The sequence below is a fragment of the Paenibacillus sp. EZ-K15 genome, from assembly GCF_002573715.1.
In the GTDB taxonomy this organism is placed as follows: Bacteria; Bacillota; Bacilli; order Paenibacillales; family Paenibacillaceae; genus Paenibacillus_AQ.
In genome coordinates this window covers 349,497-365,971 of sequence record NZ_PDHM01000017.1, presented here as the reverse complement: position 1 = coordinate 365,971, position 16,475 = coordinate 349,497, and the positions used below count along the sequence as shown (strand labels likewise).

The 16,475-nt window shown below is 47.1% G+C and carries 12 protein-coding genes; all 12 read left to right on the top strand.

All coding sequences use genetic code 11. The features are described from left to right. Positions 1-86 precede the first annotated feature (86 nt). The 12 genes from CRG97_RS18225 (at position 87) to CRG97_RS18170 (ending at position 16,306) form a co-directional block, all read left to right on the top strand. Positions 87-560 (top strand): MarR family transcriptional regulator, encoded by a 474-nt coding sequence (locus CRG97_RS18225; RefSeq protein WP_098745982.1) that lies wholly within the window; start codon positions 87-89, stop codon positions 558-560. Between the two features lie 74 nt (positions 561-634). Further along, positions 635-1,216: a nitroreductase family protein gene (locus tag CRG97_RS18220; protein WP_098745981.1), complete on the top strand. Its 582-nt coding sequence runs from the start codon at positions 635-637 to the stop codon at positions 1,214-1,216. Continuing rightward, entirely contained in the window at positions 1,216-1,662 is a 447-nt protein-coding gene (locus tag CRG97_RS18215) for a nitroreductase family protein (RefSeq protein WP_237566479.1), read from the top strand. The genes CRG97_RS18220 and CRG97_RS18215 overlap by 1 nt, the downstream gene beginning before the upstream one ends. A 228-nt stretch (positions 1,663-1,890) precedes the next feature. Continuing rightward, on the top strand, positions 1,891-2,808 hold the full coding sequence (hprK, locus tag CRG97_RS18210; protein WP_076321691.1) for an HPr(Ser) kinase/phosphatase: 918 nt from the start codon (positions 1,891-1,893) through the stop codon (positions 2,806-2,808). A 160-nt stretch (positions 2,809-2,968) separates the two neighbouring features. Continuing rightward, on the top strand, positions 2,969-3,763 hold the full coding sequence (locus CRG97_RS18205; RefSeq protein ID WP_098745977.1) for a DUF2935 domain-containing protein: 795 nt from the start codon (positions 2,969-2,971) through the stop codon (positions 3,761-3,763). A 271-nt stretch (positions 3,764-4,034) separates the two neighbouring features. Further along, positions 4,035-4,424: a YkvA family protein gene (locus tag CRG97_RS18200; RefSeq protein ID WP_098745975.1), complete on the top strand. Its 390-nt coding sequence runs from the start codon at positions 4,035-4,037 to the stop codon at positions 4,422-4,424. Between the two features lie 294 nt (positions 4,425-4,718). Next, positions 4,719-6,212: an arylsulfatase gene (locus CRG97_RS18195; RefSeq protein WP_098745973.1), complete on the top strand. Its 1,494-nt coding sequence runs from the start codon at positions 4,719-4,721 to the stop codon at positions 6,210-6,212. A gap of 129 nt (positions 6,213-6,341) precedes the next feature. After that, positions 6,342-6,995, top strand: a complete 654-nt coding sequence (locus CRG97_RS18190) for a M48 family metallopeptidase (RefSeq protein WP_098745971.1) — start codon at positions 6,342-6,344, stop codon at positions 6,993-6,995. Positions 6,996-7,480: 485 nt separating this feature from the next. Continuing rightward, a complete protein-coding gene (locus tag CRG97_RS18185) occupies positions 7,481-7,735 on the top strand; it encodes a CUE domain-containing protein (RefSeq protein WP_098745969.1) in 255 nt (84 codons plus the stop codon). Positions 7,736-8,062: 327 nt separating this feature from the next. Further along, a complete protein-coding gene (locus CRG97_RS18180) occupies positions 8,063-8,701 on the top strand; it encodes a L,D-transpeptidase family protein (protein WP_237566512.1) in 639 nt (212 codons plus the stop codon). 408 nt (positions 8,702-9,109) lie between these two features. Further along, entirely contained in the window at positions 9,110-11,704 is a 2,595-nt protein-coding gene (locus CRG97_RS18175) for a winged helix-turn-helix domain-containing protein (protein WP_098745965.1), read from the top strand. 165 nt (positions 11,705-11,869) lie between these two features. Next, positions 11,870-16,306: an S-layer homology domain-containing protein gene (locus CRG97_RS18170; RefSeq protein ID WP_098745964.1), complete on the top strand. Its 4,437-nt coding sequence runs from the start codon at positions 11,870-11,872 to the stop codon at positions 16,304-16,306. Positions 16,307-16,475: the final 169 nt, after the last annotated feature.

Below are 16,475 nucleotides of genomic sequence, written 5' to 3'. Positions count from 1 at the left end.
CTTCTCTGGTATGCTCATATTGTTTCTTGCGAAACTAATTTTGGTTATAATGAAAAAAAACAATGAGTCGAGGAGCTTGCATAATCATGAGTACGAGCAAAATAAAAAACGCTATCCATGAAAATTTCATTCAATTTCTGCAGCAAAAAGAACAATATGAGAACCGGTTAAGCAGCGCTTTTATCGAAGAGCTCCGGAAAATAATAGAGATAGAATCCACACTAAACATAACGGAACTACATACCATCGCGTGTATTGGCGAGCAAGAACCGATTAATGTTACTTCCATTGCCGAAACGATGAACCTGAGCAAAGGGAACACCTCCAAGATAACCAATAAATTATTGAAGGCGGGTTGGGTTCGCAGGGCCCAGCTCAATGATAACAAAAAGGAAGTGTACTTCCGGCTAACAGCGGCCGGGAAAAAGCTTTTTGCTATTCATGATGAGCTCCATATCAAGGAGCAGCAGAGGATGAACGATTTTTTGGATAGATATAGCGAATCCGAGCTTGACCTTATGAAGCGATTATTTGGAGATTTGGTTGACTTTTATCATTAAGAATATGTTCGCCGATGCGATACTTGAAGATCTTGAAGGGTTGTTCAAGCGAGCAATGGCTGGGGGTTGAATACATGAGTTTCGTGAAGACGATCAGAGAACGAAGAAGCATCCGCAAGTTTAACTCCATTCCCGTGAACCAGGAGCTGGTGATCGAATTACTCTGCGCTGCGCAGCAGCTTTATGCGTCCAGAGAGGAAGTGGCCTTCCGAAGCGTGTATGCGGGGACGGCGGATTCGAAGGAACGTTTGGCTGTCAGTATGCTGGAACCGCTGGTGAAGAACAGACTGGTCAAATGGCTGCCGGAAAAGGTTCGGGATTTCGTTCGGAAGAGGGTCACCGATATACCTGGCCATCTCATCATCATTGCCTCTACGGATGCGGACAGAAGGAAAAGTGATATGAATTATGCGGCGGTCTGCGGGATCATGCAAAATTTTCAGCTTCTTGCCTGGCAACGTCGTCTAGGTACGCTGTGGGATACTGAACCGATGATGCAGAGCAAAGAATTATTCGAGCTGTTGAAGCTGCAGCCTAATGAGAGGCTGGTCGGTATTTTTCATCTCGGATACTTCGACAAGGCTCCAAGAGCCAGAGCACGAACACAGGCAGAAAAGAAATGGACGATTTTATCAAGTGGAGGAGGGGTCATTTGATGTGCTATAGCGCTAGACCCGTTTCCGAAAATCATATACTGGAATTATTAAATGTTGCTGTATGGGCTCCTAATGACGGAATGCGGGAACCTTGGCGGTTTATATTTATCGGCTCCGGCAATACAGACATGCTATCTGAATTGCAGGACCAGGCTTCGGCCTATCTGATATTGGTTATTAAGGAAGATCATGATCCCCATAAAATAGAAGAAGATTACGGAGCTGCAAGCTGCCTGATGCAGAATTTCCGTCTGCTCGCTCAGGAAAGCATGCTCCATGTGCGAATGACGATGAATGACTGGATTTATGATAGAGCTTGCACCCGTCGTTTTGGTGTTCATGATGACGAACGGATTGTTGCCGTGCTGGAAATGGGATATCATGAACAATCCATGGAGCCTGTGAAGGTAGAGAGCACACCGGACCTTACTTTTGAGTTGTTGTAGATGGATGCCATGCAAGCCTACGATAATGATCACATTATATACTCACAAGAGTCGCCAAATAGGCGACTTTTTTGATGTAAACTCATATTTGGAGGCAGTCAGGGTCGTCCTGGATCTAATTAGCGGGAAGGGGCGGGTGTCTCATAAATGGAGACAAAGAGGCAGGAAAATACCTGTTGTTCGTTGAATATATCCGAATACATACTGCAACCGCAGGAGGAGAACAACATGAAGTCGATCACCGTTCAAAGTCTTACGGAAATTTTTCATTTGGAAGTACTTGCAGGAGCCAATCGCATGGATCGTATGATTACCCGTCCACAGACGCATAGGCCTGGGCTGGAGTTTGTCGGGTATTTCGATTTTTTTCCTATGGAGCGAGTACAGGTGCTTGGCCGCAAAGAAATCAACTATTTATTGACGCTTAGCATAGAAGAACGCAAGTTACATATCGGGAATATCGTCAAATATCATCCGCCGTGCTTTATTGTCACGTCAGGACAGCAGGAGATTCCTTATCTGACGCTATTCTGTAATCAGGAGGGCATACCATTATTGCGGACGACAGAGACAACAACGGAATTTATCGCTAAGTTAGACAGCTATTTGGTGAAGACACTGGCACCGGAGATGTCGATCCATGCGGTATGTGTGAATGTATCGGGCATAGGAATCCTGCTTCGGGGTAAATCCGGGATTGGCAAAAGTGAGACAGCCCACACCTTGATCAGACGTGGTCACCGGTTTGTGGCAGACGATATTGTGGTGCTTAAAAAGCTGGGCCCTTCGACTCTTCTTGGCACGCATAATGAGACAACACGCGAGTTTCTGGCGCTGCGCAGCATCGGCTTAATTAATGTCGTTCGTCAATACGGACGCACGGCGTTTCAGGACGAGACGCGAATTGTGCTCGATATTGAGCTGTCGCCTTGGCGGGAAAATTCCCTAAACAACGAGCTCGAGGCGGTACCTCAGTTTACAGAGTATTTAGGCATTCAAATTCCGCATATCGAGGTTCAGCTTCAGCCGGGACGCGACGTCGCCAGTCTGATCGAGGCGGCGGCCAACAATTGGTATCTTAAACAACTCGGATACAGCGCGGCAGAAGACTTTATGAAACGGATCGAAAACGAGATGCAGTCGTGAGCCGGCTTTAGGCAAACAGCAGATTTTTTCTTGTCGTGTGTTATGTTATGGATGATGCTCAAGAGTCGCGAATATTGTCCGATTATCCCCTTCCGCGTTCTACTCCGCTGTCAGCAGCATATATTTTCTGAGAATAACGCTATTGGGAGGGTCAAGATCAATGAGTGATCCCTTGTATGAACACCGGTTTTGGTTACAGATTCTTGGCGACCACTGTCGTTTTATTTTTACTGCGCTTTCACCCAAGGAAAAAGGGGATATCGCCACAGCCGAGTCCTTAATGGCTAAATTTGATATGCTGCTTGGGGAGGCGCGGCGACCCGATGCCTCTACATTCATCGAGAAACTGACGAAGGATGCCTATAAAGCCTCTTATGAACTGCGCGAGTTCAAGCTGAATTTGCTGGAACGACAGCTTGCAGGCAAAATTGATTTTCTCCTGACACCTTCCTTTGTCAACCATATGGTCAATGAATTGGAGGAATACCTTCGGATACTACAGGCGTTACAAGAAGGTAAGGGCGTACCTCTGTTCCATCCTTTGCATTATGATATGGTGTGGCTGCAGGATGCATATGGTCATGCAGCAAGCCTAGCGGCCGATCTGGATTTTGCTGAAAAGCCGTTAATTGCAAAAAGCATGGCGTTTCAGAAAGATTTTGAAGGCTTTTATCTAAAGGCAGTAGAAATGACGGGTTATTTAAGGACGCATATAAAAGATTTCCCTGCCCTGCGCAAATTCCATGCTGATGTAGATATGGAAATGAGGGTGTTCATGCACTTTCTGGCGGAACTCGAAGAATTTGAACTGCGCGGAGAGGTGCTAGACCGGATTAATCCGCTGATGCCGGATCATATGTATCGTGAAGAGTGCTACTATTTGTCCAAGTTGGCTGCTTTGGGTGAAGTACAGAACCCGAACTGCGATCCGACAAAGCCGAGAGTAACTGGTTGAAGAATAGTGTCCGCATGCCATGCATTTGATCGAAAGCCTGCCACTCGGTGCATGCTGATCCATAAAAAGATGGCGGTGCTCTGGATATTGCCGAGGTAGTCGCTTAAATAAGCAAAGTCTCTTACGAAGTCGTCATATTGGCGGCTTTTTTTATATACAAAAAGGCTGGGAGTTTGTAACGATAGCCGCCTAACTAACCAGTAGAAATCAGTTAGCTGCTGGATCGGATTGCATGGTAATATGAAGTAAAATGCAACGTAGGAGAACGGATATGATGGATCGGATAAAGAAATGGGCTAGGTTGCTAAAAAGTAAGGTCTTTTTACTTTATTTTGCTTATAAAGATAGTCGGACTCCCTGGTACGCCAAAATATTCGCCATATGTGTTGTCGCGTATGCCTTTAGTCCAATTGATTTGATTCCAGATTTTATCCCTGTACTAGGCTATCTGGATGATGTGATATTAGTCCCTCTTGGAATTGCGATCACATTGAAGATGATACCGAAAGCCGTGGTCCAAGAGCATGAACTACAAGCCGAGGAACGGATGAAGCGCGGTAAACCGAAAAATTGGTTTGCAGGTAGTATGATTATTATAATATGGATAGCGGCTGTGCTATGGATTTCACTTATTGCATATCGGCATGTGTTGAATCAATAGGATGCGATAGCTTCAATGGATCAAGGAGCCGTTTGCTAGCAACGAAATGATAGGAGTCGTACTTTTGCGGCTCCTTTCTACTTTTTTTCAGGTGATCTCATCAACGGTTTCTTCAACAGGGACGTTAGGACTTCAACAAAAGGATATTAATGATTTCGGACGAATACTTTCAATAGAACATCTCGTTTTTGGGAAACTGCAATGACTTATTAGTCAGTGGGTGCCGTCCCGATAAAAGTGGAGTTGACCAAATTTTAAAGAATCCGCGAGGTGTAGTTGGGAGGGGGGAACGTGATGAATTCGAGTCAAAACCAAGGAAGGCCGAATGTTTTACTCATTACAGTCGATCAGATGCGTTTTGATTGTCTCAGCATAGCGGGTCATCCTGTCATTGAGACGCCCAATCTGGACGAGCTTGCGAGGACTGGTGTACGGTTTAGCCGTGCCTATTCTGCCACACCGACTTGCGTACCTGCAAGGGCAGCCATATTCACCGGCCAATCACAGCGGGCTCATGGCCGTGTCGGCTATCAAGACTGCGTGCCATGGGATTATAAGAGAACGCTGCCTGGGGAATTGGCCGGTGCCGGTTATCATACACAGTGTATCGGCAAAATGCACGTCTATCCGGCACGGAATCTGATGGGGTTCCACAACGTCATGCTTCACGACGGTTACCTGCATCACAACCGCAATTACCACAGTATTCCGATGCAGGAGCATTACGATCAAGTCGACGATTACTTGCAATGGCTCCGTGAGAGGGTGCCCGGCGCGGATATGATCGATCTGGGTCTGGATTGCAACGCATCGACCGTCGCCCGTCCTTGGCATTTGGCAGAAATGCTGCATCCGACGAATTGGGTGGTCACGCAGTCTATTGATTTTCTACGTCGCCGAGATCCCAGGAAGCCATTCTTCCTGTGGATGTCTTTCGTCAGGCCCCATCCGCCGTTCGACCCTCCGCAGGCGTATCTGGATCTGTATGAGGATGCCGATATTCCGGAGCCGCCGGTGGGTGACTGGGCGCAGACGGAAGACCCCGATCTGGCTGGGTACTCTCCTACCACAGGGAGGGGACTGGTACCGAAACGCCGCTTGCGTAAAGCGATGGCTGCCTATTACGCCCTGATCACGCATATTGATCACCAAATTGGCCGCTTCTTGCAATCGTTGAATGAATATGGCGAGCTGCAGAACACGGTCATCCTGTTTACATCGGACCACGGCGAACTGCTTGGAGACCATCACTTATTCCGGAAGTCTCTTCCGTATGAAGGAAGCACCCATGTACCGTTTATCGTCAATGATCCGGGCAACCGATTAGGCTTGAAGCGCGGCATGGTGTCGGATCAAGTGGTGGAGATGCGGGATATCATGCCTTCGCTGCTGGAAGCGGCTGGCGTGCCTATACCGGATACAGTCGAAGGAGAAAGCATCTGGAGACTTGTCTCAGCAGAAGAGAAAGAAGGACAAAGCGTTCGGTCTTGGCGCCACCATCTGCATGGCGAGCACGCACAAGGAAAGCAGTCGAATCACTGGGTGACTGATGGGAAGGAGAAGTACATCTGGTTCTCCCAAACGGGTGAGGAGCAATTCTTTGACCTGATTGATGACCCGCAAGAACTGCATAATGCAATTGCGGATGAAGAACGCCAAGAACGTATCCGATATTGGCGCTCTGTTCTCATACAGGAGCTTGATGGTCGTGAGGAGGGCTATACGGATGGGCAACAGCTGATCACAGGCCGGAAACCATCAGCAATATTATCCCATATCAAAATATAGCTGCATTTTTGAGTGTGCTTTATTCGAGCCTATAAAACACGCAACAGGTTGAATCTTACCACAAATAGAGGAGGATTCGGTTCCATTCTGTTACAATGAAGATAAAATCTTTTAGAAACGAAGTTGAATATGAAAATTGAACTAGGACAACAACAAATAGAATGTCATGTAGAATATGGCCCACGCAAAAAGGTCTCAATCCAAATTGATCCCTCAGGGCTTGTTACGGTGAAGGCACCGAATCATACAGGTGATGATGTGGTGCTGAACGCTGTGAGGCAGTTTGGGGATAAAATTTTGAAACAACTGCAAGCGATTGAGGCAGCTCGAACTGCTCCGAAGGTCAGAGCATACGAAGAGAGTGGCAAATTCCTTCATCTTGGCAAATATTATTCGCTTGATGAGTTAATCGAAACGCATGGGCTTACGGAAGAAGCGCTCCAGCATGAACTGAAGAAGTTTTACTTCGCCAGCTGTAAGAAGGTGATCGGGGAACGGATAAAGATCTATCAGAAGCAGCTGAAAGTCACGCCTAAATCCTTCACCATTGAGGAATCGCGAACGAAGTGGGGCAGCTGCAGCTCGACTAAGCATCTCACCTTCAATTATCGTCTCGCGATGGCGCCTCTCGAGGTCATTGACTATGTGGTCATTCATGAGCTCTGTCATCTCATTCACATGAATCATGATCGCTCCTTCTGGCGACTCGTTGGCAGCATGATGAAGGATTACAAAGCGAAGGAAGCGTTCCTCGCGAAGTATGGACACGCCATGACATTATAATGCGCTGGAGAAGAATGTGAACAGCAGTTAGCATGTACGTAAACAAGTAACTGAGAATATTCCCAAACCAGTACGAATCATGATCAAAAATAAACACATATGTAATGCTTAAGCCGCCAATTAGGTGGCTTTTTTCTTATCCAATATCGAAGCGTGGTCTATCCATTGAGCCCAAAACAATGTAAGGCTCCCCCTTATAGGCCTGAACCAGAAACGCTCTCAGATGTTCCTGACCAATTCCTGGAGCAGGTGGCTTGTGAAGAAATCATAAGGGAGAGTGTTCTATACCATAATTTGGAAAGGGAAGAAAGTGACGTTTACGATATCTTCACAGCTTCAACACAATTAATATGTATGATAAAGGAAGAGTCATTACTGACCCGAATATCAGTAGGAACATGCCAGCTATGAAGGTTATTTTATTCATCATCCTAAGCAAGATTGAATCTTACTATGCATGAGGGTCTGGAAAGGAGGTGAACATCATGAACTCCAAGTTCATCGCGATAGTAGGTGCTGCTGTTTTGACACTTGGCATCGGAACTGCGGTCTATGCTGCGGAGGTGGCTCCAAGTACCTTTAAAGACATGATTCCATTCATGAAAGAAATGCATCCTAATCTCAGCGATTCCGATTTAGAGCAAATGTACAATAATTGTCACGGAAACTCGAACTCTCAAGGGATGATGCAAAATAACTCTATGATGCCAACGGTAAATTCAGGATCAATTTATAATTGATTTGAACCAGCAAAAAAGACTGTCTATGCACAGTCTTTTTTTGTTTAGATATTTTTGTTTTGTCATCACTTTAATAAAGCAGGGATTGTTAAAATCAATCGTACAACTGATGATCCTCTTGAACTAAAGCGATATATTAACAGCTAAAAGGGCAGGTTAGTTCTTGGTGAAGAAGTTAAGCTAACAGGGGAAGGAGGGGAAATCAACAAAAATGAACTGTATAAAATGACGTTATTGATTCAATATTAAAGATGTTTGATCAATATGAAATTAACTTAACCTGGTGAAAAATACATGATACCAACTAATCAAATATTAAATCTAATCATGTTGGCAATATTAGGAGTATTTCATTTAAATACTCCTGTCTTGCCGATTATACATGATCAAAGCAATCTTGAGATTGCAATTTACCCTGAACGTCACAAATTACTTGTACGGGAACATGGGCAAGTAATTAAGACCTACTCTGTAGCAGTTGGCAATCCGTCAACTCCGACTCCAGTGGGAGATTTTAGAGTTGAATATAAAGGAACGAATTGGGGCCCCTCATTTGGCCCACGTTGGATAGGATTAAATGTACCGTGGGGGAATTTTGGAATTCACGGTACGAATAAGCCCTATTCAATTGGTCAACACCTTAGCCATGGTTGTATCCGGATGTTTAATAAGGATGTCATTGAGCTGTACGAATTAATTCCGATTGGAACCAAAGTAACGATATACGGTCATGTACTTGGAGACACAAATCAAAATCCGAGGGATTTAGCTGAAGGGGATGTTGGTGGAGATGTGCAGCTTATTCAATCCAGACTAAAAAGTGCAGGATATTACAATGGGGAATGTGACGGGAAGTTCCGCTTCAATACAACCGAGTCACTTAAGAAATATCAGAGGGATCATCACCTTATTCCAAATGGTGTTGTTTCTCGAAAGGTATATGAAGAGTTTGGTTTGATTAAATAGATGAGAAAACAAGGCAAACAGCCCTCATTCTGCTTAAGCAAAATGGGGGCTGTTTGTTGGCGGCAGAAACGGATTCACGCGACCATCACAAAGATCAACCAATTCATCATCGTCCATGCTGCTCGTGCCGCCGGGTGATTGAAAAATTTGATTTTGATATTGTTATTTAGGACCAAACCGTGTCATACTCGGATGGCTTATTGGGTGACTTCCAAGTATCGACTCTATTAAGAAAACGAGTTGCTCCCAAAATACAGGTGCAAAAGTTCTTGAACTAAGATAATCTGAATTTTAGATATCCTTCATTTTATAAACATGTCACACATCTGCTGGTTATCCCCGGATTCCGGAAACTATCATTGACAAAACCTAAGATACGGCCCATAGAGGCTAACGAAAAGAGGCTGCATGATACAAGAGAGAGAGGAAAGCCATTTCTTGCTTCTAACTAAATTAAAACTGCCCCAGCCCCTTTATCAATCGGTGCCGCGTCCCCGGCTGCTTGCGCGATTGAATGCGGGACTAAACCGCAGGGCGACATTCGTGACGGCTCCCGCCGGATACGGTAAAACGACGCTGGTCAGTGATTGGGCCAGACAACTGGACCTACCCGTCGGGTGGTTATCGCTGGATGACAAGGATAATGACCTCATCCGATTTTGGAACTACTTCATGAAAGCGATCGAACAGGCAATCGGTAGTTTGTCGGACTCCGTTCGTGCCTCGAACTCAATGCTAAGCCCGGGCCAATACGAGCCATTTATGGTTGCTCTGTTAAATGAATTGAACAGCCTGAATGAGCCGACTATTTTGATATTGGATGACTGGCATGTCATACATAATACGGATATCCAGGCGTCCGTTTCTTATTTTCTGGAGTATTTGCCTTCCCACGTGCATCTTTGTTTCTCAAGTCGAAGCATCCATGGATTTCTAAAGTCGAGATGGATTAGTCGGGACTGGATCCAGGAAATCCATACCCAGCAGCTGTGTTTCAATTTGCAGGAGACGGTGAATTTCTTCCAAAACGTTGAGAAGAGGGAACTGCAGAGAGAGCAGATTGAACGAATCCAATTTCAAACCGAAGGCTGGGTGACAGGACTTAGGCTGATCTCGTTGTCTATTCATGATGATGAGTGGATGGGGGCTTTCAAGTACGTACATTCCAACCCGGAACGCGTCGAGCTATATTTATTCGAGGAAGTGTTTGAATCGTTGGACGAGCCAACAAGGCAATTTCTGTTGAACGTCTCGATTTTACAGCGAATGAACGGGCAGCTATGTAAGGCTGTAGCTGGCGAACATGGTGCAAAGATGCTAGCGGAGCTGGATAAACGCAACATGTTCCTCATCCCGCTGGATGAGAACAGGGACTGGTTCCGATTTCACCATGTATTCGGCGAGTTTTTGTTGAAGCAGCAGCGACGCCTTGATCCTGCGAGGACAAATGTGCTCTTCCAATCGGCTGCAGCCTGGTGTGAATCGCAGGGACTGCTCGAAGAAGCGATAGATTACTACTTGGCCGGAGCCTATCATTCGGAAGCGATACGTCTGCTAGAACAGATGAGAAGTTTGATGGTCCGCAGGGAATTTTCGACCATGAAGGTGTGGTTGTCGGCGATTCCCGAGGAACTGCTTATGCAGTATCCGTACCTTTATTTTTCGTACATTTTTTCGTTATTGTGGTCCCAGGAGCTCGAGCTGTCGGAACGGTATTTACAGCTAGCAGAAAAGCATTATGCTGCTTCCTCAGCAAGCTGGAGCCCGGAAGAGAATAATCGCTATTTGGGATATTTGTATTATGTAAGGAATTTTAAAGCGACCCAATATGACATGGATATGATAAAAGGACTGGAGTATATCCATCTGTCACTTCAGCATAGTCCTAAAGGAACGGATCTGATCTTTGCATCTCCTCATATGCCACTGTCTCCTTCTATATACAGGTCATACAATGGCAAGCGCGGCCAACATTTGCCTCGAGGCCTTTCGGATACCTTCTTTTTGAGCATGATCGAGTTCATGAAGCTAATGGGCCTGCAGGATTCGGTCGTTGTTTGTTATGGAGAATTACTCTACGAACGCAACGAGCTGGAGCAGGCGGAGGCTTACTTGAAGCTGGGCTTACAAGGCACGAGTCAGGCGCATTATCAACCAGAGAAGGTATACGTTCCCGCGAGTCTTTTCATGTCACGTATCAGCAAATCCAGGCAGGACATCAGTCAAGCCGAAAAATGGCTGGAAGAAGCCTATAGAAGGGCGATTGAGGATGGTGCTAAGGAAGCCCCCATCTTGCTCGATGTCGAAATGGCTCGTCTGCGAGTGGAATTAGGAGACTTATCTGCAGCTATTGAATGGAAGGATCGCTACAAGGTCTCGTCGGATGATCCGGTATCCGTATATCAGCTATTCGTTTATATCTTCCTCGTTAGAGTGTTGATGGAGACCGGCAACAGTCAGGAGGCATGGGCGTTATCTGAGAGATTGCTGCAAATCGCGGTAAAAGGCCATCGTCCGATGGACGCATTGGAGATCCAAGTGCTCCAGGCGATGATGCTGCAGGTGAGGAACAAGCCGCAACAAGCGCTGCTCAAGCTGGAAGAGGCGCTTACATTTGCGAAGCCCGATGATTATATTCGTGTGTTTGTTGATAAAGGCCATCTGGTAGCAGAGCTGCTAGCGGAATATGTCCAACATCGTCAAAAAGGGAATATTCGAGATAAAAATGCGCCTTCACTTGCCTATGTGCGGAGAATATTGTCCGCTTTCGGAGGAACAGCCGAATCTCCGGTACAAGGCAAAGCAACATTAGAAAAGCTTCTGACACCGCGAGAATATACGATATTTCGTTATATGGAGGAAGGGATGGACAATCCGGCAATCGTTGAAACGCTTGGCATCGGAATGGGGACCTTGAAGGCACATATCAATCGCATTTACAGCAAGCTGCAGGTGAAAAACCGAGTCGAGGCGATTAAAAGAGGTAAAGAGTTTCAGGGTTAAACACGAAAGATTGTAACAGCAGGCTCGCTGAACGGCGGGTCTCTTTTTATTCTTTTATTCTGTGAACTATAACCGGGCCTATAACCGGGGTTAGATTCGAACTATAGAAAAATCCAATATAATGTTCATCGTGGCAACTGAATAACGAAAGGAAGAAAAGATCAGATGAGACGCATCTTCTGTATTTCGATGGCATTATTTCTCGTGATAGGCATCATCCCGTTTCAAGCATTCGCTTCGAATGATGCAATGTCCGGTGACGGGACGGCGAACAATCCTTACGTCATTACAACGTTAAGTCAATTAAATGCCGTACGTAATGATTTGAACGCTCATTACAAGCTCGGAGCGGATATCGATGCTTCGGAGACAGCAAATTGGAGTAACGGGGCTGGCTTTATACCTATCGGCAACGACGGAAACGGGAATAGCCCGTTCACCGGTGTCTTCGATGGAGCTGGACATGTCATCCGCAATCTGACCATTCATCAGCCCAAGATGGACATTGTCGGCCTATTCGGGATGGTGGGTTCGAACGGGGTGATAGACCATATCGCTCTCGTAGGAGGTTCGATCATCGGAAACAACCATGTAGGTGGGCTTGCAGGGCGTAACACTGGAACGATTGAACAGTCCTACGTTACCGGAACGGTTAGAAGCCAGATGGCCACCGTTGGAGGGTTGGTAGGATACATTGGCATTCACGGTAAAATATCCTCCTCTTACTCTACGAGTGCCGTCACCGGCACCGATTATGTCGGTGGTTTGGCAGGGCGTAATGACGGAACGGTGAGTGACTCCTATGCTGACGGTACGATCAGCGGCACCTCTATAGTCGGTGGGTTAGTAGGGGACAATGAAGGTGGGGAAATACTCCGGTCATACGCCACGGGTGCCGTCAGCGGGAACGCTGAACACGTCGGCGGACTGGTCGGTTATAATATTTCTGCTCTCATTAGTCAGTCATACGCCACGGGAGCTGTCCATGGCGGGAGTGCTGTCGGCGGTCTTGTGGGCAGTACGGGCCACGGATCGATTATTCAGTCATACGCCACTGGCAGCGTCAGCGGGCGCGATCAATCTGTAGGCGGTCTGGTTGGAAGTAACAGCGGAACATTTAGCGACAGTTTCTGGGATGCCGAAACGGTCGGCTTGGATAACGCCTGTGGATACGATACATATGGATCCTGTACCGCGAGCAGCCTCACTACTGCACAGGCACTAACCCCATCGAGCTATTCGGGCTGGGATTTCAACAATGACTGGTTTATGGTCGAGGACTCGACGCGACCATTCCTTCGCTCCGAATGGTCGGCCGAAATTGGGAACACGCATCAACTGCAACTGATGGCAATGGATCTGTCGGCGAATTACACACTGACGCAGGGTATTGATTTCGACACGACGTTCACTGACAACAGTCGCTCCGATATGTGGGCGACGAGTACAGGGAACGGTTTCGGCTTTGAACCTATCGGTAATGACAGCACTCCGTTCACAGGTACGCTCGACGGCCAAGGATATGATATTACGGGCCTTTATATCAACAGGAGCAGTTTGTTGAGTGTCGGTATGTTCGGTCATATTTCTAGCGGTAATATTCGAGACGTTCAATTAAAGAACGGGGATGTCACCGGCGGCCTTCAGACAGGCATGCTGTCGGGACAGAACGGACCCAGCAGTCAGATTATGAAGGTCCATGTGACAGGGAATGTTACCGGAGCAGACAAGACGGGTGGTCTGGTCGGGAATAACGACGGAACGATCGGCAGTTCTAGTTCGAGTGCGACGGTCAATGGAATGAACGAAGTCGGTGGACTGGTCGGAAGGAACAGCATAGGGAGTGTTACTGAGGCTGTGTATGCTACCGGGAGCGTTAGCGGAATCAGCCACATCGGTGGATTGGTCGGCTTGAATGCGGGTCTAGTAAATAAAGCGTACGCAACGGGGCAAGTGGATGGTCAATTCAATGTCGGCGGATTGGTCGGACTCCTTGATATGAATAGCCAAGTTAGCCTGTCCCTCGCCGCCGGGACGATTACCGGAATGGATTTTGTCGGAGGCCTCGTGGGGCGGAATGAGAGCGGCAAGGTAAATCATTCGTATGCAATCGGTTCCGCTTCCGGTCGTTCCGATGTTGGCGGACTCGTGGGAAGGAATATCGGTGACATCAGGACCACTTATGCCGTCGGCGGTGTAACCGGCAGCGGCGAAGTCGGCGGCCTGGTCGGACGGGAATTCGGTACGGTTACCGCGAGCTTCTATAATAAGGAAACGACTGGGCAATCCGATACTGGCAAAGGTGAACCGCGGGTGACGTCGGAAATGAAACAGCATGCACTCTTCGGTACCGAGTGGGACTTCAGCGGAATATGGGTATTACAGGAGGGAGCCATGTTTCCTGTTTTACAAGGAATTGCAGCTAACCTGGAATGGGACGCTGCTCCACCAACCGTCTCCAGTGCGAGGATCGAACGTGAGCATCCGAACAACGTCATCGTGACCTTTGATGAAGAAGTCAGCCTCACTGACGCCGGGGGAATTACAATTACAGCGGACGGGAAGCCTGCTACTATTGCTCGGGTGAACGGATCGGGAACCCATACGCTTGTCTTTAACGTAGATGAAGCAATTGAAGAAGACCAACAAGTTTTTCTATCCTACGATAAACAATCTGGAAGCATTTCCGATCACGCAAACAATGCGTTGCTCAGTTTAACGGATCGAATCGTCGACAACTTGACTCGTCCCGTTGACCATACACCGCCATCCATTTCCATTACGATGACCACGGCGGATGGAATGGAATATGTTGACCGCACGTGGAGCAATCAAACGGTTAACGTAAGTGCAGAAGCATCTGACGAGTCTGGCGTCACTTCAATCACGTATTCGCTAAACGACGGATTGTCGTGGAGCCCTTATTTATCTGATATCGTCCTACGCGAAGAAGGTGTTCATAGCATCTCGTTCAAAGCCGTCGATACAGCGGGCAATGAATCGATTGAACGACGCACAGTCTGCATCAGCACAACGGGAATAACATTGACGCCTACACTAGTGAAGGCGGACGGAAGTGAATATACGAGCGGCGAATGGACTAGGTCGAGCGTAACCTTGAGCGTCTATGCCGAGTCAGGAGTCAGTGAGATCGCTAATCTGACCTACACCCTGAATGGGGGGACTTCCCAAGCCTACGACAACAAAGCCCCCATTGAAATATCGAGCGAGGGCGAAACTAACATTCGTTTTGAGGCGTCCAATCAAGCGGGCAATACGTTATTCCTGGACATCACGGTGAAGATCGACAATACGCCGCCTTTGGTCACGATTTACCCGAATGGAAGTGAAATGCAGGCAACCTCGGTAGCACCGAGGGTAACGGTGATTGATTCAGGAAGCAGCATAGATAAAGCCTCGCTGGAGTTTCATTGGACGACCGATTCGTCCATGCCAGCGACAGGCTGGAGACCATTTGTGAACGAGGCCACGCTTGTGAAAAGTGGCGTTGACGGTGATTGGTACTTGCATGTAAGAGCACAAGACCAAACAGGTAATGCGGTTAACGTCACGTCCAGCCGATATCGTTTGATAACCCAGAAGACGAGTGAAGCAAGCGATGCAAGTCTCACTAACGGCAGCCATATATATTCACTGCCGAGTAACACCTTTCTTGTAGGCTTGGAAGGGAGAACCATTGCTTTTGAGGGGGGACAGATTCTCATCCCTGCTAAAGCGCTGAAGAGGCCATTTTATTTATCCATAAATCTAACACTTCCAGATGATGATGAATTTCCCCTATCCGCAGGAGAACGATTAGCTAGTAAAGTGGTTGAGTTTAAGAAAGATGTATCCGGAAAATTCGATAAAGACGTAACCATCATCCTGAAATTTGACGTCAACGCTATACAAAAAGGCAGTCATGAGCTCCAACTCCGTCAGTTTAACGAAGATACGAAGGAATGGGTAGCGCTGGATAACGTCAACATAGACTGGGATGAGGGTACCATAAGTGGTACAACCGACCACTTTACTCCATTGGCGATTTTCGCGAGAACGATTGTGCCGGCTGAAAACGGTGTTACGTTTACCGATGTGAAGGGTCATTGGGCACAAAAGAACATTGAGAAACTCGCAGGAAAAGGCGTTGTGAACGGTTATACAGACGGAAGCTTCAGACCTGACCGCACGATTAGTCGAGCAGAGTTCACGGCAATCTTGGTTCAAGCATTGGACCTCACGAGTAAAGGTAGTAAGGAATTCGCCGATACAACGGATCATTGGGCGAGGCAAGCCATTTCAACAGCATATTATTACGGAATCATTCAAGGATACGATTCGGTTACCTTTGGCCCCGACGATTTCATTACGCGCGAAGAAATGGCACAAATGGTGGTTCAAGCTTTTCGATTGGACCAGGCGCTTCCCAACAAAACCTTTACCGATCAGGATAAGATTGCGGCTTGGGCACGGAAAGCGATGATGATTGCAGTAGATCATGGAATCATGAAGGGTTATCCAAACGACATGATAAAACCCAAGTCTCATGCTAGCCGTGCAGAAGCGATTACCGTGATTTGGCGCGCCATGGAGATAAAATAAATAGCGCGATTAAGGAGTACCAGATAACGGAAGGACTTGCCGGCGTTTAGATCCACAAGTGTCGGAGGACAAGAACATACACGCTTAAGAAGTCGCCAATTTGGCGACTTCTTTTGATTTAGGCTTTAGCCAGTTGAGTGCGTGAAACGCGCGAAACATAAAACCACCC